23 protein-coding genes and 1 pseudogene are annotated in these 22,448 nt (G+C 74.7%); 9 read left to right on the top strand and 15 right to left on the bottom strand.

Features of this window, described 5'->3' with window-relative positions; all coding sequences use genetic code 11:
* Positions 1–127 precede the first annotated feature (127 nt).
* Entirely contained in the window at positions 128–1,231 is a 1,104-nt protein-coding gene (locus IE330_RS31375) for an NAD(P)H-dependent flavin oxidoreductase (RefSeq protein ID WP_190139562.1), read from the bottom strand.
* A 249-nt stretch (positions 1,232–1,480) separates the two neighbouring features.
* Here IE330_RS31375 and IE330_RS31370 point away from each other — a divergent pair, with 249 nt between their 5' ends.
* Entirely contained in the window at positions 1,481–2,713 is a 1,233-nt protein-coding gene (locus IE330_RS31370) for an FAD-dependent oxidoreductase (RefSeq protein ID WP_190139561.1), read from the top strand.
* A 113-nt stretch (positions 2,714–2,826) separates the two neighbouring features.
* Here the strand turns inward: IE330_RS31370 and IE330_RS31365 are convergent, their stop codons facing one another.
* Complete coding sequence (locus tag IE330_RS31365) at positions 2,827–4,119, bottom strand: YihY/virulence factor BrkB family protein (RefSeq protein WP_190139560.1); 1,293 nt, start codon at positions 4,117–4,119, stop codon at positions 2,827–2,829.
* Between the two features lie 130 nt (positions 4,120–4,249).
* On the opposite strand from IE330_RS31365, the gene IE330_RS31360 reads away from it, so the two are divergent.
* The 3 genes from IE330_RS31360 to IE330_RS31350 are packed head-to-tail and all read left to right on the top strand — an operon-like array spanning position 4,250 to position 6,086.
* Positions 4,250–4,978 carry a hypothetical protein gene (locus IE330_RS31360; RefSeq protein ID WP_190139559.1) on the top strand — a complete coding sequence of 243 codons (729 nt, stop codon included), beginning with the start codon at positions 4,250–4,252 and terminating at the stop codon, positions 4,976–4,978.
* A 2-nt stretch (positions 4,979–4,980) separates the two neighbouring features.
* Entirely contained in the window at positions 4,981–5,553 is a 573-nt protein-coding gene (locus IE330_RS39330; protein WP_229926060.1) for a phage holin family protein, read from the top strand.
* The gene (locus IE330_RS31350) at positions 5,529–6,086 is read left to right on the top strand and encodes a DUF3618 domain-containing protein (RefSeq protein ID WP_190139558.1); all 558 of its coding nucleotides are present in this window, start codon (positions 5,529–5,531) and stop codon (positions 6,084–6,086) included. The genes IE330_RS39330 and IE330_RS31350 overlap by 25 nt, the downstream gene beginning before the upstream one ends.
* A 116-nt stretch (positions 6,087–6,202) precedes the next feature.
* Here the strand turns inward: IE330_RS31350 and IE330_RS31345 are convergent, their stop codons facing one another.
* The 3 genes from IE330_RS31345 to IE330_RS31335 all read right to left on the bottom strand — a co-directional run bounded on the left by IE330_RS31345 (position 6,203) and on the right by IE330_RS31335 (position 8,093).
* Entirely contained in the window at positions 6,203–6,424 is a 222-nt protein-coding gene (locus tag IE330_RS31345) for a hypothetical protein (protein WP_190139557.1), read from the bottom strand.
* A gap of 83 nt (positions 6,425–6,507) precedes the next feature.
* Entirely contained in the window at positions 6,508–7,275 is a 768-nt protein-coding gene (locus IE330_RS31340) for an MBL fold metallo-hydrolase (RefSeq protein WP_190139556.1), read from the bottom strand.
* A 104-nt stretch (positions 7,276–7,379) separates the two neighbouring features.
* Positions 7,380–8,093, bottom strand: a complete 714-nt coding sequence (locus tag IE330_RS31335) for a TetR/AcrR family transcriptional regulator (protein ID WP_190139555.1) — start codon at positions 8,091–8,093, stop codon at positions 7,380–7,382.
* Positions 8,094–8,196: 103 nt separating this feature from the next.
* Here IE330_RS31335 and IE330_RS31330 point away from each other — a divergent pair, with 103 nt between their 5' ends.
* Positions 8,197–8,712, top strand: a complete 516-nt coding sequence (locus IE330_RS31330) for a hypothetical protein (protein ID WP_190139554.1) — start codon at positions 8,197–8,199, stop codon at positions 8,710–8,712.
* On the opposite strand, the gene IE330_RS31325 is transcribed toward IE330_RS31330, so the two are convergent.
* The 6 genes from IE330_RS31325 to IE330_RS31300 all read right to left on the bottom strand — a co-directional run bounded on the left by IE330_RS31325 (position 8,677) and on the right by IE330_RS31300 (position 15,751).
* Positions 8,677–9,051, bottom strand: coding sequence for a DUF6191 domain-containing protein (locus IE330_RS31325; RefSeq protein WP_190139553.1), 375 nt, complete (start codon positions 9,049–9,051; stop codon positions 8,677–8,679). The genes IE330_RS31330 and IE330_RS31325 overlap by 36 nt on opposite strands.
* Before the next feature lie 212 nt (positions 9,052–9,263).
* The gene (locus IE330_RS31320; RefSeq protein WP_190139552.1) at positions 9,264–9,908 is read right to left on the bottom strand and encodes a TetR/AcrR family transcriptional regulator; all 645 of its coding nucleotides are present in this window, start codon (positions 9,906–9,908) and stop codon (positions 9,264–9,266) included.
* A gap of 123 nt (positions 9,909–10,031) precedes the next feature.
* Complete coding sequence (locus tag IE330_RS31315) at positions 10,032–11,582, bottom strand: phytoene desaturase family protein (protein WP_190139551.1); 1,551 nt, start codon at positions 11,580–11,582, stop codon at positions 10,032–10,034.
* A 100-nt stretch (positions 11,583–11,682) separates the two neighbouring features.
* The gene (locus tag IE330_RS31310) at positions 11,683–13,968 is read right to left on the bottom strand and encodes a serine/threonine-protein kinase (protein ID WP_190139550.1); all 2,286 of its coding nucleotides are present in this window, start codon (positions 13,966–13,968) and stop codon (positions 11,683–11,685) included.
* Positions 13,941–14,876, bottom strand: a complete 936-nt coding sequence (locus IE330_RS31305) for an oxygenase MpaB family protein (protein ID WP_190139549.1) — start codon at positions 14,874–14,876, stop codon at positions 13,941–13,943. Before IE330_RS31305 ends, IE330_RS31310 begins: the two co-directional genes overlap by 28 nt.
* A 50-nt stretch (positions 14,877–14,926) precedes the next feature.
* On the bottom strand, positions 14,927–15,751 hold the full coding sequence (locus IE330_RS31300) for an ArsR/SmtB family transcription factor (protein WP_190139548.1): 825 nt from the start codon (positions 15,749–15,751) through the stop codon (positions 14,927–14,929).
* A gap of 309 nt (positions 15,752–16,060) precedes the next feature.
* On the opposite strand from IE330_RS31300, the gene IE330_RS31295 reads away from it, so the two are divergent.
* Positions 16,061–17,587 carry an FG-GAP-like repeat-containing protein gene (locus tag IE330_RS31295; RefSeq protein ID WP_190139547.1) on the top strand — a complete coding sequence of 509 codons (1,527 nt, stop codon included), beginning with the start codon at positions 16,061–16,063 and terminating at the stop codon, positions 17,585–17,587.
* Positions 17,588–17,762: 175 nt separating this feature from the next.
* Here the strand turns inward: IE330_RS31295 and IE330_RS31290 are convergent, their stop codons facing one another.
* Positions 17,763–18,383 (bottom strand): TetR/AcrR family transcriptional regulator, encoded by a 621-nt coding sequence (locus IE330_RS31290; protein WP_190139546.1) that lies wholly within the window; start codon positions 18,381–18,383, stop codon positions 17,763–17,765.
* 53 nt (positions 18,384–18,436) lie between these two features.
* Here IE330_RS31290 and IE330_RS31285 point away from each other — a divergent pair, with 53 nt between their 5' ends.
* The 3 genes from IE330_RS31285 (at position 18,437) to IE330_RS31275 (ending at position 20,454) form a co-directional block, all read left to right on the top strand.
* The gene (locus IE330_RS31285; RefSeq protein ID WP_190139545.1) at positions 18,437–19,201 is read left to right on the top strand and encodes an SDR family oxidoreductase; all 765 of its coding nucleotides are present in this window, start codon (positions 18,437–18,439) and stop codon (positions 19,199–19,201) included.
* Positions 19,202–19,264: 63 nt separating this feature from the next.
* Positions 19,265–20,089 carry a DUF6461 domain-containing protein gene (locus IE330_RS31280; protein WP_268257369.1) on the top strand — a complete coding sequence of 275 codons (825 nt, stop codon included), beginning with the start codon at positions 19,265–19,267 and terminating at the stop codon, positions 20,087–20,089.
* On the top strand, positions 20,086–20,454 hold the full coding sequence (locus tag IE330_RS31275; RefSeq protein WP_190139543.1) for a hypothetical protein: 369 nt from the start codon (positions 20,086–20,088) through the stop codon (positions 20,452–20,454). Before IE330_RS31280 ends, IE330_RS31275 begins: the two co-directional genes overlap by 4 nt.
* Before the next feature lie 74 nt (positions 20,455–20,528).
* On the opposite strand, the gene IE330_RS31270 is transcribed toward IE330_RS31275, so the two are convergent.
* From IE330_RS31270 to IE330_RS31260, 3 genes and pseudogenes are all read right to left on the bottom strand, one after another.
* Positions 20,529–21,299: a nucleotidyltransferase domain-containing protein gene (locus IE330_RS31270; protein WP_190139542.1), complete on the bottom strand. Its 771-nt coding sequence runs from the start codon at positions 21,297–21,299 to the stop codon at positions 20,529–20,531.
* Between the two features lie 265 nt (positions 21,300–21,564).
* Complete coding sequence (locus tag IE330_RS31265) at positions 21,565–22,164, bottom strand: histidine phosphatase family protein (RefSeq protein ID WP_190139541.1); 600 nt, start codon at positions 22,162–22,164, stop codon at positions 21,565–21,567.
* Between the two features lie 156 nt (positions 22,165–22,320).
* Positions 22,321–22,448: pseudogene (locus IE330_RS31260) on the bottom strand (6-phosphogluconate dehydrogenase); the annotation flags it as partial.

Here is a 22,448-nt window from a genome sequence, read left to right as displayed (position 1 = left end):
GGCCGCGCGCGGGCGGCCCGGCACCGGTGCCGTGGGGCGCCGCGTGCGGGCGTACGCCTCCGGTGGCGTGGCGGGCCGACGACACGCGCCCGGCGGCCACGACGGCCGGCCCCGGTGCCCGCGCGGGTCAGGGCCGTCCGGCGATGCGGTCGAGCCGGGCGACGGCGCGCTCGAAACCGCGGGTCAGGTCGTCGAAGACCTCCTGGACGCCGCGCTCGGAGGTCATCCGGCCGACGATCTGGCCGACGGGCGTGCCGAGCAGCGGCTCCACCTCGTACCTCTGGATGCGGGACACGGCGTCGGCGACGAGCAGCCCTTGCAGCGGCATGGGCAGCGGCCCGGGTCCCGCGGGGTCGTCCCAGGCGTCGGTCCAGGCGGTGCGCAGTTGGCGCGCGGGTTTGCCGGTGAGCGCGCGGGAGCGGACGGTGTCGCCCGAGCCGGCGGCGAGCAGCTTGCGTGTGAGCGCCGGGGAGTGCAGGTCCGCCTCGGCCGTGGTGAGCCAGACGGAGCCGAGCCACACGCCCTGCGCGCCCAGGGCGAGCGCGGCCGCGGCCTGTTCGCCGCTGCCGATGCCGCCCGCGGCGAGCACGGGCAGTGGTGCGACGGCTTCGGTGACTTCGGGTGTCAGGACCATCGTGGCGATCTCGCCGGTGTGGCCGCCCGCTTCGTAGCCCTGCGCCACCACGATGTCGATGCCCGCGTCGGCGTGCTTGCGCGCGTGCCGGGCGCTGCCCGCGAGCGCGGCGACGAGCACGTCGCGCTCGTGGGCGCGCGCGATCACGTCGGCGGGCGGGGAGCCGAGCGCGTTGGCGAGCAGGGCGAGCGGGTAGTCGAGGGCGACGTCGAGCTGGCCGCGGGCGACCTGCTCCATCCAGCCGGTGATGCGCCAGCCCGCGGTCTCGCCCTCGGCGAGCTCGGGCACGCCGTGCCGGGCCAGGGTGTCCTCGACGAACTGCCGGTGGCCTTCGGGGATCAGTGCCTCGACGTCGGCCTCGCCGACCCCCTCGACCTTCTTCGCGGGCATCACCACGTCCAGGCCGTAGGGTCTGCCGTCCGCGTGGTCCTGGATCCAGTCGAGGTCGCGGGCGAGGTCGCCGGGCGCGGTGTACCGGACCGCGCCGAGCACGCCGAGGCCCCCGGCCCTGCTGATGGCGGCGGCCACCGCGGGGAACGGCGTGAAGCCGAAGACGGCGTGCTCGATCCCGAGGCGCCTGCTCAACTCCGTCTGCATGGGCGCAGGATGCCGCAGCCGCCCGGACGACGGAAGAGATTTTCTGATGTCGCGTCAGATTCAGGCGCCTTGCGGGCCGCCCGCTCCCCCGCCACCCCGGGAGGAGCCTGAGGCCGACGAGCGACCGACCGATCGGTCAGCCAACTAACCGGCCGATCAAAAAGCTGACCGATCGGTTAGAGTGCGGGCGGAGCGACGCCCCGCGGGACGGGGCGCGCCATGAGCACCCCCGGAGGGAACGTGACGGACATGAGGCGTGAACGCACGACGTGCTGTGTGGTGGGCGGCGGACCCGCCGGCATGATGCTCGGCCTGCTGCTCGCCAGGGCCGGTGTCGAGGTGACCGTCCTGGAGAAGCACGGGGACTTCCTGCGCGACTTCCGCGGGGACACCGTGCACCCGTCGACGCTGCGGCTGCTCGACGAACTGGGCCTCGGCGAGCGCTTCGCCGCACTGCCCGCGCGCAGGCTCCACGAGATGCGGATGCGCATCGACGGCACCACCGTCGTCGCGGGCGACCTGCGCCGCATCCCGGGGCGCCACAAGTACATCGCGATGGTCCCGCAGTGGGACTTCCTCGACCTGCTCGCGAGCGCCGCCGCCGAGGAACCGGCGTTCACGCTGCGGATGCGTACGGCCGTCACGGGGCTCCTCACCGACGCGGTCGGCCACGTCACCGGGGTGGCGTACGAGGACGAGCACGGCGTCCCCGGCGAGCTGGCCGCGGACCTCACCGTCGCCTGCGACGGCCGCGACTCACGCGTACGGCGGGCCGCGGGGATGACGCCCGAGTACTTCGAGGTGCCCATGGACGTCTGGCAGGTACGGGTGCCCGCGCCGCGCGACGCCGCGAAGGCCGGCCGGGTGTTCCTGAGCGTCCGCGACGGCCAGATCGCCGCCACCATGGACCGCGGCGACTACTACCAGACCTCCTACCTGATCGAGAAGGGCGCCGACGCGCGGCTGCGGGCCCACGGCATCGCGTGGTTCCGGGAGCGGCTCGGCGAGCTGCTCGACTGGGACGCCGAGGCGCTGCGGGCGATCCGTTCCTGGGACGACGTGAAGCTCCTGGAGGTCACCATGGGCCGGCTGCGCCGCTGGTACCGCGAGGGGCTGCTGTGCATCGGGGACGCCGCGCACATCATGTCGCCCGTCGGCGGCGTCGGCGTCAACCTCGCCGTGCAGGACGCCGTGGCCGCCGCCCGCGTCCTCGCCGGCCCGCTGCGCCGCGGCCGGGTCACCGTGGCGGACCTGGAGCGCGTGCAGAAGCGGCGCCGGCTGCCCACGGCGGTGACGCAGCGGTCGCAGCGGGGCGAGCACGACATGCTGCTGCGCCCCGCCCTGGCCGGAACGCTCCGGGGCGACCGGCTGCCGCTCCCGCTCAAGCTGCTCCAGAAGGTGCCGCCGCTGCGGACGGTCACCGGCTACCTGGGCGGGGTGGGCGTACGGCCGGAGCACGCGCCGGAGTTCGCCCGGCGCTGACCGGCTGGCGGCGCGCCGTCAGCCGGTTCGCCCTCGGCCCCGGCCGACAGCCCGCCACAGCCCGGGCCGCTGCCCAGGTCACCGCTCGAACCGCTGCGCGGCCAGGCGCCCGCTCAGCCGTCGGCCTTCCGCAGCACGTCCTCGGCGATGGCCTGCTCCTTCACCCGCCGCCGCTCCTTGCGCGACCACGCCCTCGTGTCGCGCGGCTCCACGTACGGCTCCCGCGTCTCCGGCAGGCCGCCGCTGATCGCGCGCTGACGGGCCAGTTCGGCGTCGAACTCCAGGCCCAGGAGGACGGCCAGGTTCGTCAGCCACAGCCAGACGAGGAAGATGATGACACCGGCGAGCGTGCCGTACGTCTTGTTGTACGAGCCGAAGTTGGCGACGTACAGGGCGAACCCGGCGGAGGCGACGAGCCACAGGACGACGGCGAGGGCGCTGCCCGGGCTGATCCAGCGGAAGCCCGCGGTGCGGGCGTTGGGGGCGCGCCAGTACAGCAGCCCGATCATCACCACGACGAGGACGAAGAGCACCGGCCACTTGGCGATGGCCCACGCGGTGAGCGCGGCGTCGCCCGCCCCGATGGCGTCCCCGGCGCGCTCGGCGATCGGCCCCGTGAACACGACGATGAGCGCGCTGATGGCGAGCAGCACCATCAGGACGATGGTGAGGCCGAGCCGCAGCGGGGTCAGCTTCCACACGGGGCGGCCCTCGGCCATGTCGTAGACGGCGTTGGCCGCGCGGATGAAGGCGGCTACGTAGCCCGACGCGGACCAGACCGCCGCCGCGAGGCCCAGCAGGGCCACCACTCCGCTGACCCCGCCCCGGTCCTGCAACTGCCGTACCGCGTCCGTCAGCAGGTCACGCACCGCGCCCGGCGCGAGGTCGTCCAGGTTCTTCAGGACGGTGCGCGTGGCGGACTCGCCGATCACGCCGAGGACGGAGACGAGCAGCAGCAGCGCCGGGAACAGCGACAGCACGCCGTAGTAGGTCAGGGCGGCCGCGCGGTCGGGCAGGTCGTCCTCCATGAACTCCTTGGCGGTGCGGCGCAGCACCGCCCACCAGGAGCGGGCGGGGAGCTGCCCCGGCTCGTCCGGAGCGGCCTCTTCCACCTGCCGACCGGGGCCTTCCTCCGCCTGCCGCGCCGCGGCCTCCGCCTCGTCGTCGCGGTGCCCGCCCCGCTCCGGGCCCTCCCGTACGTCCTGCCGTGTTCCTTGCGCGTCCTGCCGTGCGCCCTGCCGCGGTACGTCGCCCGCGGGGGTCTCGCGCCGGGGGTCGTCCGCGGCGGTGCCGCGGCGGTGCGCCTGGCCGGCCGTGCCCGCTTCGTGCCACTGGTCCGTCTTGTCCGTCCGCTGCACCCGCGCGTCGGCGTCCCGCCGGTGCGCGCGCTCGTCGCCGTCTGTCATACGGCACGGGTGTCCCGTCGTGGCCGCGCCAATCCGGTCCGCACGAGTGGCGTGTACGCGCTGTGTTCCGATCAGCGCGGCGGGTACCCGGCGCGGCGTCCGACATCAGCACTCTGCCCGAGGAGAGACCATGGATCGGACCGATCAGCCCCACGAGCCCGGCCGCCAGGGCACGACGACGGCGGGCGGCGTGGCGGACGCCGCCCGCGAGGGCGCGGCCGACGTGGTGCACGAGTCCGTCGCCCAGGGCCGGGACCTGTACGAGCGGCTCCGCGAGCAGGCCGTGGACGAGGCCGAGGCGCAGACGCGGCGCCTCGCGGCCACCCTCCGTGAACTGTCCACGGAGCTGCGGCACATGGGCGACAGCGCCAAGCCGGACTCCCCCGCGGCCTCGCTCGTGCGCCAGCTCGCGGGCGGCGGCCACCGCTTCGCCGACCGCCTCGAGCACCGGGGCGCCGGTGAACTCCTGGACGACGTACGGGACTTCGCCCGGCGGCGGCCGGGCCTCTTCCTCGCCGGTGCGGCGCTCGCCGGGTTCGCGGCGTCCCGTGTCGGGCGGGGCGTGGGCGCCGCCGGTTCCGCGCCTTCGCCCGGGTCCCCCGCGCCGGACGAGGGCGCCGGGGCCCCCGCGCCCCGGCGTGAGGTACCCGCGTACGCGCCCGACCCGGCCCTCGCGCCGGGCGAGGGGCCGCCGCCCGTGCCGCGCCTCGGCGCTCCCGCCCCGGGGACGCCCGCCCCGGGTGCGCCGGGTACGCCCGCGCCGGGTGCGCCTGCTCCGGGTGCCCCCGCGCCGGGTGCCCCCGCGCCGGGGATGCCCGAGCCGCCCGCGCCGCCGCCCACGACGGGCCGGGGGTGGTGAGCGTGTCGGCACCGCACCCCGACCGGCCGCTGGACCGGCACACGGCACGACCACCGGCCTCGCCCGCGGACGCGCCGGGAGCCGCCCCGCCCCCGGCTGCGCCGCCCGTCCCGCCCACGGCCCCCGCGCCGACGGAGGCGGCATCGGCAGCCTCGGCGGCATCGGCGCCGGAGGGCGCCGCCCATCACACCCGCGCCCGCGACGCGTCCATCGGCGAGCTCGTCGGTGACGTCACGCAGGACCTCACGCACCTGGTGCGCACCGAGATCGAGCTGGCCAAGGCCGAGCTGAAGGAGCAGGGCGGCACCGCGGGGCAGGCCGCGGGCCTGTACGGCGGCTCCGGGTACGCCGTGGGCCTGGCCCTCGCCCTGGCGAGCCTCGCCGCGGTGTTCGGCCTGGACCACGTCGTGGACCGCGCCTGGGCCGCGCTCGTCGTCGCCGCCGTCTGGGCGGTGGCGGGCGCGGTCCTGTACGTCACCGGGCGCCGGCGGATGCGCGCCGTACAGCTCACGCCCGAGCGCTCGCTCGACTCACTGAAGGAGGACGCCAAATGGGCCCGACACCCGACGAGCTGAGGCAGGAGACCGAGGAGACCCGCGCGCATCTGAGTGACAGCGTGGACCGCCTCGCCGAACGGATCAGTCCGCAGCGCGTGGTCCGCCGCCGCGCCTCCTCCGCGCGCCACCGCGCCACCGCCGTGCGGGACCGCGTGATGGGCACGGTGCACACCACCGCCTCGCGGACCGGCGGCACCGTCGAGGACGCCACCGGGCGGGTGCGCGAGCAGGCCGGACAGGTGCGCGAGCAGGCCGGGCAGGTGCCTGAGCAGCTCCGCGAGCGGACGCAGGGCAGCCCCCTGGCCGCCGGGCTCATCGCCTTCGGCGCGGGCCTGCTGACCGGCGCGCTCTTCCCGGCCACGAGCGCCGAGGCCCGCGTCGGCCGGCAGGTGCGCGAGCACTCCCCCGAGCTCCTCGAACCCGTCAAGGAGGCCGTCCGCGGGGCCGGGCAGGAGTTGCGCGAACCGGCGCGCGAGGCCGCGCAGGCGGTCAAGGACACGGCGCGGGACGCCGCCAGGTCCACCCCACCGCGCGCCCGCGGGACCGAGTGACCACCGGGCCCGCACGGGCCACCACGCCCGCGCTCCGCGCACGCGTACGGGCCGGGCACCCGTACGGACCACCCCGGCCGCCGTCCGGCGGCCGGGGTGCCGGAACGCGCCGGGTGTCAGCCCCCGTCGTCGTGCCCCCACTCCTCGGGGCCGCCCCCGCGCCACTCGATGAGGGGTGACACGGCGACCTCCGTCGGGTCGATGTCCAGGCCCGCGCGGCGCAGGAACTCGGCGACGTCGGACACGTTGTGCGCGAGGCCGACGTCCTGGCCGCGCACGTCCACCCGCCGCCCGCCCCGCGGGCCCGGCCGGTGCACGACGATCGGTGCTTCTGCCATGCCTCCAGCGTGCGCCCGCCGGGCGCGGCGCGCGATCGGCGTACCCCCCGCACCGGGCCGGGCTCCCGCGCCCGGGCGGCGTGTCACACGGTGAAGCAGGCCCCGGGAGCGGCGTGGTCGACGGGGCCGTCGAACCGGGCGGCGGCGCGGTCCACCGCCCGGCGCGGGGTGAGGAAGGGCCCGACGTGGGTGACGACCAGCCGCCCCGCACGGGCCGAGCGGGCGGTGTCCCCGGCGTCCTCGGGCGTGTGGTGCACCCGCTCCCCCGCACCGGGGGCCTCGTGGCTCTCGGCCTCGCACAGCAGCAGGTCGCACCCCTCGGCCAGACCGGTGAGGGCGGAGCAGGGCGCGGTGTCCCCCGAGTACACCAGCGACCGCCCGGCGGCGTCCACGCGCAGCGCGTAGGCCGGCATGCCGTGGCGCACGGCCGCGCTGGTCAAGGTGAGGGCGCCGATGCGCACCCGGTGCCCGTCGCGCAGGTCCTCGACGGCGAAGGCGGACTCGATGGGACTGCGCGTGGCGGTGTGGGTGAGGAAGTGGGCGAGCCGGTCGGCGAGACCGGGCGGCCCGAACAACGGGATGGGCGCCGCGAGCCGGATGTCGGCGTGGAGCGCGGCGTAGTAGGCCGTCAGCAGGTCCGCGCAGTGGTCGGCGTGCAGATGGGAGATCCAGATGGCGTCCAACTCGTCCAGCGCGACGTGGTGTTGCAACGCGGCCAGCGTCCCGGTGCCCGCGTCCACCCACACCCGGCGGCCCGCGCCGGACACCAGATAGCCGGAACAGGGGTTGTCCGTACGCGGATAGGGCGTCGCGGAGCCCAGAACCGTGAGGCGGATCTCGTCGCTGATCATGGGCGAACCCTAAGCCACCTGGTCAGGGCCTCGTCGCCACTTGGTCAGGGCCTCGGCCGCCGCACCGCAACCGTGCGGCGGCCGCGGTCCGGGGGGCCCGGGGCTCACCTCATGGCCTCCACCCCCGCGACGAGCATGGTCAACACCGTCTCGAAGAGGTCGTCCGGCGGTTGTGCCGCGGAGGCGGCCGCGAGGCGGCGCAGGTGCGGAAGTTGGTCGGCCGCCGTCGGGTCCGGCGGTACGCCGGTCCACGCGCCCGGGTCCGAACCGGCCGGCGGCCGGTCGTGCCAGGCGTCCCAGACCTCGGTGAACCCGGAGACCTGGAGGACGGTGATCGTCCAGGCCCGGTAGGCGTTCACGGGGGACAGCCCGAGGTCGAGGAAGAACCCCACGAGGGCGTCGTCGGGCCGTGACATCTCCGTGGACGCGAACGGGGTCAGGTCCTCGGCGCGGGCGAGCGCCAGCATCCCCGGGTGGGCCCGGTACCAGGCGCGCAGCGCGCGGCAGTAGGCCCGCAGGCTCTCCTGCCAGCGGTCGGTGTCCAACTGCGGCCACGGGCGGTCGCGCTGGCACACGGCCACGATCTCCTTCAGCAGATCGCGCCGGTCGGCCACGTAGTGGTAGAGGGCCCGTGGCGACACCCCGAGGCGCGCGCCGACAGCACGCATGGTCAGCTCGGCCGGGCCCGCCTCGCCCAGGATCTCCAGGGCCGCCCTGGCGATCCTCTCCCTGGTCAGGGTGGGCCGGCCGTTGCGGAACTCCGGCCGACTCCGCCGCCTGGGTGCCGCGGCCGTCCCGGCGTCGTCTGTTGTCGCCACCCCGGCATCGTAGCCGCCCTTGAACTTCACAGTGCGTTGACTTTAAGGGCAATGGCGGCTTAGGTAAGCCTCACCAACGCCGGTGCACCTTCGGGAGGTTGACATGCAGTGGTCGGTGATCCTCGGCTACGGCCTGGGATACGGGCTGGCCCTCAGCGTGCTGTTCACCGCGGCGCTGTTCGCCGGGGCGGCCCTGAGCAGGGACTTCTTGCTGAACGACTATCCGCCCGCGATCCAGCGGCGGTACGGCAGACCGAAGAGCGCCCGCGGCCGCCGGGTGGCGGTGCTCTTCGGCGTCTTCGTCTGGGCCGTCTGCGGTCTCCCCCTGCTGACCGCGGCCATGGTCGGCCTCGACGGCGCGCTCGACGACGGCCTGGAGTTCCTCCCCGCGGCCGTCTGCGGCGCCCTCGTCCTCGCCACGCTGACCGCCTGGGACCTGATCGTCCTCGACTGGATCATCCTGGCCGGCCTCCGCCCCCGGCTGCTGGTCCTCCCCGGCACCGAGGGCATGTCCGAGTACCGCGACCTGCGCTTCCACCTCGACGCCGCCCTCAAGGGCACCCCCCTGATCCTCGTCGTGGGACTACTCACCGGGGGCGTCGCCACGCTGATCGCCTGAGCCGGGGCTCCTGCGCGGGTGGGCGTCGTCCGCCTCCCGCGGTACCACGATGACCGCCGTGCCGCCGGTGAGGTCGACGGCGGAGCGCGGGGGCGCGCCGTCGTCCTCGTCGTCGCGGCGCAGCAGTTCCACCCGCCGGTGCTCCAGCTCCCAGGCCTTGTTGCCGTTCACGACCGCCGTGAACTCGTCGAAGGCGATGCTCGACAGCGAAGGGCCCGTGCGCCTGCGCAGCCAGGGGATCAGGCCCAGGCCGGTGAACCACCGCCACGCGCTCTCCACCAGGGCGGACAGGACCAGCAGACAGGCGAATGCCGGGAACGACATGAGCCAGAGCGTCACGGTCGGCTCCTCCAGGCGGCTTCGGCGCTCGCCCTCCCGTCGGCCGTCCTCATGCGTTGCGTCTCTCCGATCGGCATGGCTCCACGGTGCTGGACCCGCGGCGCCCCGGCATCGGCCCCGGTGATGATCCGCATCCCCCGCGCGGCGGAGGCGCCGCCCCGGAGATCCATCCTCCGCGCGGCCGGCCGCCGCCGTCGCTCATCCGCCGTGCGTCACCGCGCCCCGCCCGGGCCCCCGTCGGCCTCGATGGCGCGCAGGGTGAACGTGACCAGTTCGTCCGCCGCCGCGTCCAGGTCCAGGTCGGGGTGGGCGAGCCAGTGGCTGATGACGCCGTCGATGGCGCCGCCGACGGCGAGCGACAGGACGGTGGGGTCGAACGGGCGGAAGTGGCCGTCGCGCTGGCCCGCCGCGAGGAGGTCCGCCAGGGCCTGCCAGCGGCCCGCCGTGTCGTGGCTGCCGGGGGTCTTCAGGCGGGTGCCGCCGTGGTCGTCGAGGAGCATCTCGGTGATGACGCGGACGTGGCGGCGGTTGTCCCGCTGGTAGCCGACCATCGCGCGGACGTAGGCGACGACCGCGTCCCGCGGGTGGGGCGCGGCCTGGACCCGCTCGGTCACGTACGCCGTGAACTCCTCAAGGACGTGGGCGAGCGCGGCCCGGGTGAGGTTGTCCTTGGACGTGAAGTGGTAGAGCACGGCCGCCTTGGACAGGCCCGCCCGCTCGGCGATGGCCGACAGGGACGTCGACGGGTACCCCTGGGTGGAGATCAGGTCGATGGTGCACTCGACGAGCTGGCGGCGGCGGGCCTGTTCGGTGAAGGTCGGCGCGCCCGCGCCGCGGCCGTCTCGTCGGGCAGCCATGGTGGGTACCTCTCGCTCGTCGTCGCGCCCGCGTGGGACCGTCCCCCCGCAGCGGCGGAATCCGACGGTACACCAGCGGCGCGCGCCTCTGACCAGCGGTGGTCCGCGTGCGGCGGGCAGGGGTCAGAGGCCCAGGACGGCCATGGCGGCGTTGTGGCCGGGGATGCCGCTGACGCCGCCGCCCCGGCGCGCGCCCGCGCCGCACAGATGGACGTTCGGGTACGCGGTGGCCACGCCCCAGCGGTCGTCGGGGGCCTCGTCGTCCGCGTACGGGAAGGCGAGGTCGCCGTGGAAGATGTGGCCGCCGGGCAGGCGCAGCTCGCGCTCCAGGTCCAGCGGGGTCTTCGCCTCCAGGCACGGGCGGCCGTCCGCGTCCGTGGCCAGGCAGTCGGCGATCGGCTCGGCGAGGTGCGCGTCGAGCTGGGCGAGCGTGGCGGCCAGGAGCTTCTCGCGCGCCGTGGCGTTGTCGGCCGCGAACAGCCGGGCGGGGGCGTGCAGGCCGAAGAGCGTCAGGGTCTGGTAGCCGCGTTCGGCGAGGTCGGGGCCGAGGATGGTGGGGTCCGTGAGGGTGTGGCAGTAGATCTCCGAGGGCGGTACCGAGGGGAGGCAGCCGCTCGCCGCCTCGGCGTGGGCCCGGGCCAGTTCCCCGTAGCCCTCGGCGATGTGGAAGGTCCCGGCGAAGGCCTCGTGGGGGTCGACGGCGGGGTCGCGCAGCTTCGGCAGCCGCTTCAGGAGCATGTTGACCTTGAGCTGGCAGCCCTCGGCGGGCGCGGGCGGCGCCTGCCCGGTGAGGGCGGCGAGCTCCTGCGGCGAGGTGCCGGCGAGGACGTGCCGGGCGGCGACGGTCCCCTCGCCGTCGGCGGTGCGGTACGTGACCTCGGCGCGGCGGCCGTCGGTCTCGACGCGGACGGCCTCGTGGCCGGTGCGCAGCTCGGCACCCGCGGCGCGGGCGCGGTCGACGAGGGCGCGGGTGAGGGCGCCCATCCCGCCGACGGGCACGTTCCAGTCGCCGGTGCCGCCGCCGATGACGTGGTAGAGGAAGCAGCGGTTCTGCCGCAGGTCCGGGTCGTGGGCGTCGGCGAAGGTGCCGATGAGGGCGTCGGTGAGCACGACGCCGCGCACCAGGTCGTCGGTGAAGCGGGCCTCGATGGCCGTGCCGATCGGCTCCTCGAAGAGGGTGCGCCAGACCGTGTCGTCGTCGACGGCCCGGCGCAGCTCCGCCTTGTCCGGCAGCGGTTCGGTGAGGGTCGGGAAGATCCGGCGGGCCGCGTGGCCGGTCAGCGCGGCGAACTCGCGCCAGGCCGCGTACGCGCGGTCGTCGCCGGTGAGCCGGGCGAACGAGGCCCGCGTCCGGGCGCGGCCGCCGCCCACGAGGAGCCCGGTGGGCACGCCGCCGCGGACGGTGGGGGTGTACGAGGACACGTCGCGGGCGCGCACCCGGAAGTCGAGGTCCAGGTCGCGGACGACCTTCCTGGGCAGCAGGCTCACCAGGTACGAGTAGCGGGACAGGGCGGCGTCCCGGCCGGGGAAGGGGCGGCTGGAGACCGTGGCGCCGCCGGGCTCCCCCAGCCGTTCCAGGAGCAGCACGGAGCGGCCCGCGCGGGCCAGGTAGGCGGTGGCCACCAGGGCGTTGTGGCCGCCGCCGAGCACCACGGCGTCGTAGCTGGATCGCATGTCTCTTCGTAGCACGGATGTGTGTCCGGGTACGCCGTTCCGTGCGGGTGCGCGGGGCGCCCGGCCGGAACCGGACGCCCTCCCGGAGCCGCAGCGTGGCTCAGGGCCCGCCCGTGACCCGCTGTCGGCGCACGGCGGCGACCCGGTGGTAGAGGGCCGCGGCTTCGGTGCCGCGGCCCAGTTGCTCCAGGCAGTGGGCCTCGTCGTTGCGGCTGGCGAGGGTGTCGGGGTGGTCGGCGCCGAGGACGCGCTCGCGGGCGGCGGCCACGCGGCGGTACTCGGTGAGCGCGTCCGCCCAGCGGCCGAGCCAGCCGAGGCCGACGGCGACCTCGCGGCGGCTGACCAGCGTGTCCGGGTGGTCGGCGCCGAGGACGCGCTCGCGGATGGCGCACACGTCGCGGGCCTCGGCGAGCGCCTGCTCCCAGCGGCCCTGGCGGCCGAGGTTGACGCCGAGGCCGTGGCGGGCGCGCAGGGTCTCGGGGTCGGCGGGGCCGCTGACGCGGGTGCGGTCCTCGATGAGGGCGCGGTACAGCTCCAGGGCCTCGGCGCTGCGGCCCAGGCGGCCGAGGCTGATGCCGACCTCGTAGCGCGCGGCGAGCGTGTCGGGGTGGTCGGCCCCGAGGGCCCGGGCGCGGGCCTCGGCGACCTCGCGGTAGGTGTGCAGGGCCTCGGGCCAGCGGCCGAGCTGGCCGAGGGTGTACGCGACCTCGTAGCGGGTGACGAGGGTGTCGGGGTGGGTGGGGCCGAGGACGCGGGCGCGGGCGGCGGCGACGTCGCGGGCCAGCCGGTAGGAGTCCTCGAGACGGCCGAGGCGGCTGAGGTTGAAGGCGAGGTTGTGGCGGCAGCGCAGGGTGTCGGGGTGGTCGGGGCCCGCGGTGCGCTCCCGGGCGGTGAGGACCGACGTGTACACCTGGTGGGCCTCGAAGTGCCGGCCGAGGCGGCCGAGGACGTACGCCGTCTCCTGGCGGACGGCGAGGGTGTCGGGGTGCTCGGCGCCGAGGACGCGCTCGCGGCCCTCGGTGACGCGGCCGTACTCGCGCAGCGCGTCGGTGGTCCTGCCGGTGCGGCTGAGCGCGAACCCGACCTCGTACCGGCTGGTGAGCGTGTCGGGGTGGTCGGGGCCGAGGAGGTGCTCGCGCTCGGCGGCGACGGCGCGGTGCACCTCGCCCGCCTCCGCCCAGCGGCCGAGGCGGCCGAGGTTCAGGCCGGTGTTGTGGCGGCCGGTGAGGGCGGCGAGGACGTGCGGCGGCGGGGCGGGCCGCGCCGGCACGGGCGGCGGGACGACGGTGTGGCGGCCGGTGGCGCGCGGGATCCACTCGCCGGTGAGGCCCGCGGCCGCGTCCGGCGGGGCGGTGCGCAGGACGGCGCCGGTGGCCTTGTGGCCGGTGGTCATGCCGCGGGTCCAGGACGGCAGGGACGGCTCGGGGCGGCTCACGGCGGCGCGGCGGCGCTCGGCCGCCGGGTGCGGGAGGCGGCGCCGGGAGGGGCTGACGACGGTGGGCACGTAGGTGGCCGGGGCGGTGGCGCCGCCGCGGCCCGCGGCGATGCGGCGGCCCAGCTCGCGGGCGTCGCCGGGCCGGTCGTCGGGCTGCTTGGCGAGCAGGTCGAGGACGATCCGGTCGAAGAACACGGGGAGTTCGCCGCGGCGGCGGCGCGGCGGCTCGGGCGGGGTGTCGCGGTGGCCGACGAGGATCGCCCAGGCGTCGTCCAGGTCGAACGGCGGGGCGCCGGTGGCCAGTTCGTACAGGACGCAGCCGAACGAGTACAGGTCGCTGCGCTGGTCGACCTCGGCGCCGCTGATCTGCTCGGGCGACATGTAGTGCGGAGTGCCCATGGCGATGTTGGTGTTGGTCAGGCGGGAGGTGAAGCCGATGTCGTGGCCGAGGCGGGCGATGCCGAAGTCGCAGATCTTCACCGTGCCGTCGGTGAGCCGCATGATGTTCGCGGGCTTCAGGTCGCGGTGCACGACGCCCTGTTCGTGGGTGTAGGCGAGGGCGGAGGCGACCTGGTCGGCGATGTCCACGACGTCGGCGACGGGCAGCGGGTGCTGGCGGTTGTCCTCCAGGAGCTGGCTGAGGTTGCGCCCCTGGAGCAGCTCCATGACCAGGAAGAGGACGCCGTCGCTCTCGCCGAAGTCGTGCACGACGGTGATGCCGCGGTGCTGCAGCGCGGCCGCCACCCGCGCCTCGCGCCGGAAGCGCTCGCGCAGCACGCGCGTGAACGCCGGGTCGTGCTGCGGGCCGAGCGGCTTGAGGCACTTGACGGCGACCTTGCGGCCCAGGGACTCGTCCCGGGCGCGCCACACCTCGCCCATGCCGCCGCGGCCGATGAGGTCGAGCAGCCGGTACCTCTCCTGGATCAGCCTGGTGTCCCCCGACTCTGGCATCTCGTGCTGTCGCCCCCGTCGCCTCGTCGCGCCCTCCCCGGCCCGTCCAGTATGGCGGCCGGTCCCTCGACTTTGTACGGCGCGGGGCGGCTGCCCGGGCCGAGCCGGGCCATGGCGCTCAGGATGTGCTTGGGCGGCAGTTGCCAGCGCAGCCGCGCGGGAACGCGGCGCAGCACGGTGCCGGTGGTGACCAGGCGGCGGGTGACCGCGGCGGGCGGTGGCGCGGGCCTGCCGTACAGGGCGTGGGCGTGGTGGGGCAGCGCCGCGTAGGCGAGGTCCGCCGCGCGCCGCCACAGCAGGGCGCGCGCGGGGACGAGCAGCGGGTGGGTGGGCGGGCGGCGCAGGAAGGCGTCGACGGTGCGGGCCTCCTCGCCGGCGGCGAGCTGGGGCCGCACCTGCGCGAAGTATGCGGCGAGTTCGCCGGTGGACGCCGGTACGTCCGCCGGGTCGAGTCCCACCAGGCGGGCGCTGACGCGGTGTTCGGCGACGTAGCGGTCGGCGGCGGCGTCGCTGAGCCGGAACCCGGAGCGGCGGACGACGTGCAGATAGGAGTCGATCTCGGCGCAGTGCACCCACAGCAGCAGCTCGGGTTCGTCGACGCCGTACCGCTCCCCCGTGTCCGGGTCGGTCGCGGACAGCATCGTGTGGATCTTGCGCACCCGGGCCCCGGCCTTCTCGGCGGCCTCGGTGGTGCCGTACGTGGTCGTGCCGACGAAGCGGGCGGTGCGCAGCAGGCGGCCCCAGGCGTCCCGGCGGAAGTCGGAGTTCTGCAGGACGCCGCGGACGGCGCGCGGGTGCAGTGCCTGGAGGTACAGGGCGCGCACCCCCGCGATCCACATCATGGGGTCGCCGTGGAGCTGCCACGTCACCGACGAGGGCCCGAAGAGCCCGGGATCCACGCCACGCATGCCCCCACCTCCTGCAAGCAGGGTACGCGCGGCGGCGGACCGGGCGGCGCTCAGCCTTCCTGCGGGGTGGGCTCCGGCAGCGACTCGCCGGTCTCCAGCAGGGTCTTGAGGCTGGAGATGAGGGCGGCCCAGCCGTCGTGGATCATCTCCAGGACGGTGCTGCCCGGCTCGAAGCCGTCGTGGACGACGGTGAGTTTGACCGTCTCCCCCTGCGGTTCGATGGCGAAGGTGACCTTGGAGCGCTTCTCGGCGGAGATCTTCGCGAAGGTCTCGTCGTCCATGCCGACGGCCGCGGCGAACTCGGGCGTGAAGGTGTGCCAGGTGTAGGACAGGCGCCGGTAGGGGTCGCACTCCAGGACGACCTGCTCCGGGTCGGCGCCGGTCAGGCCCCGGCCCTCCCAGGCCATGGTCGAGCCGGGCTGCCAGTCGGTGCGGAACTCCAGGCCCCAGTAGCGGCGCGTGAACGCCGGGTCGGTGAGGCCCTGCCAGAGCTTCTCCGGGGTGGTCCTGATGTACGTGGTGTAGACGAACGCGGTGGGGTCGGTGGCACTCATGGTGCTGCTCTCCAATGCGTGCTTGAGGTCGGCGAGCGCGTGCGCCCGCGCGCGGTCGTAGCGGCTGATCCAGCGGTCGGCGATGGCGTTGATGGGCTCGGCGTTCAGGTAGTGGAGCTTCTCCCTGCCCCGCCGCACGGTGGTGACCAGGCGGGCCGCCTCGAGGAGGGCCAGGTGTTTGCTCACCGACTGCCGGGCCATGTCCAGGCCCGAGCAGAGCTCGCGCAGCGTCTGGCCGTTGCGGCCGTTCAGGCTGTCGAGCAGCCGCCTGCGGCTGGGGTCGGCCAGCGCCTTGAAGACCTCGTCCGTCTCGGTGTCCATCCCGCCCTCCCATATGCAGCCTCTTGGCTGCATAAAACGATAGGCAGCCGTTCGGCTGCATGTCAAGCGTCCCGCCCGCGCGCGGGGCGGCTGCGCCCGGGGCGGCTGTGCCCGGGACCGCACTACCCGGGACGGCTGTGCTCGGGGCGGCCGCGCCCGGGGCAGCCGCGCGGCATGAGGCACCGTGCAACCTTTGACGGCTTCGGGATGTCAGATGCAGTGAACCGGCGGTGAACTCCCGGTGGCGTCCCCGTGGGGCGCCGGGGCGTCCGCCCGCCGACCTCCGAGCAAAGGAATGTGGAAAGCCTTATGTCGCGAGCACGTCGCCGAGCCCGCCTCACCACTCCCCTGGTCGCCATGTCCCTGCTGACGGGCGGGCTGACGATCTGGTCCCTCGGGCAGAGCCCGGCCGAGGCCGCCACCCCCGCCGCCCCCGCCGCCGGCCGGACGGCCGCCGCCGGGGCCACGGACGACTTCAACGGCGACGGGTACGCCGACCTGGTCGTGAGCGCGCCGGGCGCCACCGTCTCCGGCAAGAAGAAGGCCGGGTACGTGGCGGTGACCTACGGCTCCAAGAACGGCCTCGACCCCGCGCGCAAGAAGCTCGTGAGCCGTTCCACCAGCGGCGTCCCCGGATCGGCCACCACCAAGCAGGAGTTCGGCCGCACCGTCGCCAAGGGCGACCTGGACCACGACGGCTACACCGACCTGGTGATCGGCTCCGGCTGGAAGAACACCGGCGCCGTGATCGTCTGGGGTTCCGCCTCCGGCCTCACCGGCGGCACGAAGATCGACACGTACGGCTTCGCCCCGCAGGCCGGTGACTTCGACGGCGACGGCAAGACCGACCTGGCGCTGTTCGCCCACGTGACCTCGTACGGCGACGACCCGGTCGACCAGCGCGCCGCCCTCTGGAAGGGCCCGATCACCCGCGCCGGCAAGCCGGCCGCCACCCTGGACTTCATGGACAAGTCGCACTGGTGGAGCTACGGCCACGACCAGCGCCCCGACCCGAACTGCTCCCCGGAGCCGGACAAGCCCGAGAGCTGCATCGACGGGCCCCGCTCCGTGGAGGGCCCGGTCGCGCCGAAGGCCGTCGGCGACATCAACGGCGACGGCCGCGCCGACATCGCCATGAACGACTACTACGGTGACGGCGAGTGGGGCAACAGCGTCCTGTACGGCACGCCCACGGGCTTCAAGCGCGGCGACGCGCCCGGCTCGCGCGGCGCGCTGGCCGTCGGCGACATCAACGGCGACCACTACGACGACCTGGTCGTCGGCCCCGGCGACTACGAGTCCAAGGCCATGGTCGCCTACGGCTCAAAGAACGGCCTGAAGCTGGGTGAGGGCGACCTCCAGAAGTTCGACCAGGACCTGCCCGGCGTCCCGGGGGCCGAGGAGGACGGCGACGCGTTCGGCGCCTCGGTCGCCGTGGGCGACGTCAACCGCGACGGCTACGCCGACGTCGCCCTGGGCGTGCCCGGCGAGGACGTGAACGGCGTGACCGACGCGGGCTCGGTCGCCCTGGTCCGCGGCAGCGCCGCCGGCGTGACCGGCACCGGCGCGCAGGCGTTCCAGCAGGACACCGCCGGGATCCCCGGAGTGGGCGAGAAGAACGACCAGTTCGGGGACGCCACGGCGCTGCTCGACGTCACCGGTGACGGCCGCGCCGACCTCGCGGCGTCCTCCGTGCACGAGAACGCCGACGCGGGCGCGCTGTGGTCCCTGCGCGGCACGTCGACGGGCCTGACGGCCAAGAAGTCCGTCGCGTTCGGCCCGAAGGACCTGTCGGCGCCGTACGTCTCGGCGCTGTTCGGCAGCACGCTCCGCTGACGCGGGGCCGGGCGGGGCGGGGGGGGCTGCCCCCCACCCCGCCCTTTCGTCCGGGGCTCCGCCCCTCTCCCCCGAAACGGCGCTCCGCACCTCGCCGTCAAACGCCGGCCGGGCTGAACTCGCCCCCCTGTCGAGGGCCTTGCCAGTGACATGAGCAGCGGCCCAGGTCGTCCCCTCAGGCCGCGACGACGTCTCCGAAGGCAGCGGCGAGCGCTCGCGCGATCAGGTCGGGCAGCTCCGTCCGCCCGTCGTCCTCGGCCCAGCGCGTCAATGCCGTGTGCAGCGCGGCCAGGCATGCGCTGGTCGCGGCCTGGACACGGAACGCGGCGTCCTGAGTAGCCGCGCCGTCTCCGCCGAGGGCGTCGACAATGGCCTGCTGGAGCGCGTACTGGCTGTCCAGATGCCGGGCCCGCAGCGCGGGCGTCGAGACCATGAGCCGGAGGCAGTCCAGCAGGAACCGCTCGCCGACTGCGCGTTCGTCCGCCGCCTCACCGGTCAACACCGTGGCCGCGTCGACGAGTGCGCCGCCGACGCGGCGTACCACGGGCTGCGTCGCGGGCGATGCGGCGACCTTCTCGACGATGAGCCGGGCTGGCTGGTCGATGAGGACGAGGTCCTCCTTGGTGGGGAAGTGCCGGTACACGGTCATCGCTGAGACACCGGCGGCCTCCGCGACTTCGGCCACCGTCACCGCGTCGTAGCCGCGGTCCGTGAACAGCCGCACCGCATGCGCCTGGATCAGGCGCCGGGTCCCGGCTCGCTGCCGCTCCCTCAGGGTCAGCTTTCGCTCCGTCATATGGTAGACACTACCTCGATGTTAGTAACTAACACATGGATGGGGTGGGTGGCATGGGCGGTCACGTCGGCAGGACGGCTTTGGTGACGGGTGCGTCGCGCGGCATCGGGCAATCCGTCGCGGTCCGGCTCGCAGCGGAAGGAGGCATGGTCATCGTGCACTTCGGCACGGACGAGACCGGGGCGGCGGCGACGGTCGAGGCGGTGGAACGCGCCGGCGGTGCCGCCCACGCCGTCCGGGCCGAGTTGGGCGTGGACGGCGATGTCGAGACGCTCTTCGCCGGTGTCGAGGCCTGCTTGTCCGGCAGACCGCTCGACATCCTCGTCAACAACGCCGCGGCCGCGCCGGCCGGCCCGCTCGGCGTGACGACCCGGGCCGAGTTCGACCATCTGTTCGCGGTCAATGTGCGAGCGCCGTATTTCATCATCGAGCGCGCGATGCCCCTGCTGCGTGACGGCGGCCGCATCATCACGATCTCCTCGGTGGCGACCCGGATGGCCAACGCGGCCCAGACGTCCTTCGCCATGACGAAAGCCGCGGTCGAGACGATGAGCAGGACCCTGGCCAACCAACTCGGGCCCCGCGGGATCACGGTGAACGCTGTCGCCCCCGGAGCCACCAGGACGGCGGCCAACGGAGCCGTCTTCGACGTACCGGGCCTCACCGAGCAGATCACCGCCATGACGGCACTCGACCGGTTGGGCGGGCCCGACGACGTCGCCGACGTGGTCGCCTTCCTCGCGTCCGACGCCGCTCGCTGGATCACCGGCCAGGTCATCGACGCGAGCGGCGGCCTGTTCCTCGGTCCACGGGTCTGACCGCGTCGACCACCAGGTAGCCCTCGCCGTCCAGCGTGAGCTGGTCCTAGGTCAGGACCGGCAATCGTCGTCGTCGAGAACAACGACTATCAGGGTGCGCGCGAGGAGGTGCTGCGCCCGCTGTCCCGCCTGGGCCGCACCGCCAGCACTTACTGGAACGTCAACGCGGCACCCCGCCTGAGCCTGGCCGAGAACGGCCTGATCTCCTCCTCCTTCGACACACTCGATCCCCAGAGCGCCTACGGTGCGCGCCCCGGCGCCTGGCAGCCTCTGCTGCACGGCCTGAACCTGGAAGGCTGGAGCGGCTGCGGCGCGTGCCTGACCGCCGTCGAACGCGCCACGGGGGCGCGGTTCGACCAGGCGTGGGTACAGGGCACGCACCGCGCCGTGCGGATCACGCCGGTGCCTGACTACCTGCTCGGGCAGGAGCTCATCCACTCTCGCCTGCTGAAGCGGGAGCCCTTCATCAGCTACCTGGCCGCTCTGGGGCCCGCCGTGCTGGGACGGATGCGCCGCCACGCCCTGGACCTGGCCCTGGCCCACGCCGGCCTGCGCGAGCATCCCCTGGCCCTGGCCGCCCTCACCGCGGACACCCTCCCGGCCGCGGCCCGCGAGAAGCTGCGCGAGGATCTCGCGGCCGCACACGACCAGGCGATCCCGCGGGCGTTCGCGCCGTTCTTCCCGGGCTCCCCCGCCACCCGCAGCGCGCGAACGCGACCTGTTCCGGGCTGTGTACGGAAGTCCCGGCGCCGCGAGACTGTACGCCGGCTCGTACGACCAGCCACCACGTCTCGTGGACCAGCCACCACGTCTCGTAGACCAGCCACCGCATCTCGTAGACCAGCCACCACGTCTCGCAGGACCCAGGAAGAGAGTGGGAGGACATGACTCACCGATCGCGCCGCGTCCTGGCGACGGGCGCCGTGCTGGCAGCCGCCACGAGCGCGGTTGTCACAGGAGCGCCGCCCGCGCAGGCGGCCACCACGACGTATTGCTCCACGTCCACGACCGTCATCCTCCGGCCGACCGGCGGGGGTTACCTCTTTCCTCATCTGAGTGCGCCGGCAGCCGGCTGCGACTTCGTCGACAACGGCGCTCCCTACCACTTCACCATCGGCAGGGCGACGTCGACCGTGATCACCGGAGGGGGACAGTCCTCCACCTACACCGTCGACAACCTGAAGACACAGTGCACAGCCGCAGGCACGGACGGCTCCTACGTCCGCGCCTCCGGCTGCTACGTCCCCTCCTGAACCCGCTCGTGGCGCGGGGCCCCGGCGAGAGGCGCCGAAGCATCGCATGGCGACGGTGCCGGAGAACAACCGGCTCAGGCCGCGGCGTCGAGGAGCTTCTCCGCGTCCATGAGCGCCCGTGCCAGCGTGTCCGGATCCGGGCGCAGCCCGGCCACGACGGTGTCGACGCCGCGCAGGCCCGCCCGGTGCAGCAGCCGCTTCTCGTTCGTGGTCCACTCCCCGCGCGCGGCGAGCACCGCGTGGGCCGTCTCCATGGCGGCCGTGGCGAGCGCGCCCGCGACCTCGGTGGCCTGGCCGCGGGGCACGTACGCGCCCTTGGCGTACCGGAGGGTCAGGGCGGCCCGGCCCCGCCAGAACGGCGGGGCCGCCTCCCGCAGCGCCCGCGGGTAGACGGGCCTCGGGAGGCTGCCGCTCAGCACCTCGTTGACGGCGAGCTCGGCGACGAGGAGGTAGCTGGGGATGCCGGCCAGGTGGAACATCAGCGGCTCCCAGTGGAAGCGCCCCTCCTCGGCCTCGGCCAGTTGGTGCTCGACGACGTCGAGGTCGCGGTAGTGGACGTCGACGTGGCGGCCCTCGACGGTCAGCCAGGCCCCGCCGTTGAAGACGCCCCCGCCCCAGTCGCCGATCCCGGAGACCTCGCCGTCCCAGCCCACGGCGCGCAGGTCCGCGGGGTCGAAGCCGCCGCGGTAGTACACGGCGAGGTCCCAGTCGCTGTCGGGGGTGTGGGTGCCCTGGGCGCGGGAGCCGCCGAGGGTGACGGCCCGTACGCCGGGCAGGGCGGCGAGCCGCCGGGTGACGGAGTCGAGGAAGCGCGCGTCGGCCGGGGCGCGGTGGAGGTCGGTCATGGGGTGTCCGTTCGTGTGCAGGGATGACGGGCATGCGGGCGTGCGGACGTGCGGGCGCACCGCCGCGGCGCCGGAGCGACAGCTCTCAACGGCGCCGTGCGGGCCGGTGCGGATGTCATCGCCTACTTCATGACGGGTGATCGTACGCCGCGTGCCGCGGACGGACCAGGGAGCCCCTCGGCCGGTGCCGGGAGCGGGCGACGCCCCGCCACTCCTGCCCGGTCGGGAGGGGTGGCGGGGCGTCGCCGCGCGGTCGGTACCGCGATCAGTACCGCGGCCGTACGTTCCAGGCCGCGACGACGGGTGTGCCGTGCTCCGTCGACAACCGGCTCACGGTGCCCGTCGCGAGCTGGAACAGCCGTCCGTCGGCGGGCGCAAGCCCGAGGCGGCGGGCGGTGAGCACGCGCAGGAAGTGCCCGTGCGCGACCAGGACGACGTCTCCCTCGTCGGCCGCGAGGGCCGCGTCCACGCGGGACAGGACGCGGTCGGCCCGCTCGCCGATCTCGGCCGGCGACTCCCCCGGGTGCCCGTCGGGGCCGGGCGGCACGCCGTCCGTCCAGAGGTCCCAGTCCGGCCGGGTGCGGTGGATCTCGCGGGTGGTGACGCCTTCGTACGCGCCGTAGTCCCACTCGTGGAGGTCGTCGTACGGGGTGGCCGCCGCCAGGCCCGCGAGGTCGGCGGTGCGGACCGCGCGGCGCAGCGGGCTGGTGAGGACCAGGGCGAAGGGCCGCCCGGCGAGGAGCGGGGCGAGGGACTTGGCCTGTTCCTCGCCGTGCGGGGTGAGGGGCTTGTCCGTCCAGCTCGTGTGCTGGCCGGACAGGCTCCACTCGGTCTCGCCGTGCCGGACCAGCAGGAGGTCGCCCATGGCGCCGTGCCCCCTTTGTCGTGGTGGATTGCTTCTCGGTGGTGGAAGTGCGCGGCTCACCGCCGCGCGTGACTCAACATCGCGCGCGGCTCACCGCCGCACGGATTGTGGCTCAGTCCCGCGCGGGCTGTGGCTCAGTCCCGCGCGGGCTGTGGCTCAGTGCTCGCTCTTGGACTCCACCGCGTGCCCGCCGAACTGGTTGCGCAGCGCGGCGATCATCTTCATCTGCGGCGAGTCGTCCTGGCGCGAGGAGAACCGGGCGAACAGCGACGCGGTGATCGCGG

It is taken from the genome of Streptomyces longispororuber, assembly GCF_014656095.1.
Lineage (GTDB): Bacteria > Actinomycetota > Actinomycetes > Streptomycetales > Streptomycetaceae > Streptomyces > Streptomyces longispororuber.
Note: the sequence above shows the minus strand (reverse complement) of the source record. Positions and strands in the feature narration are given on the sequence as shown.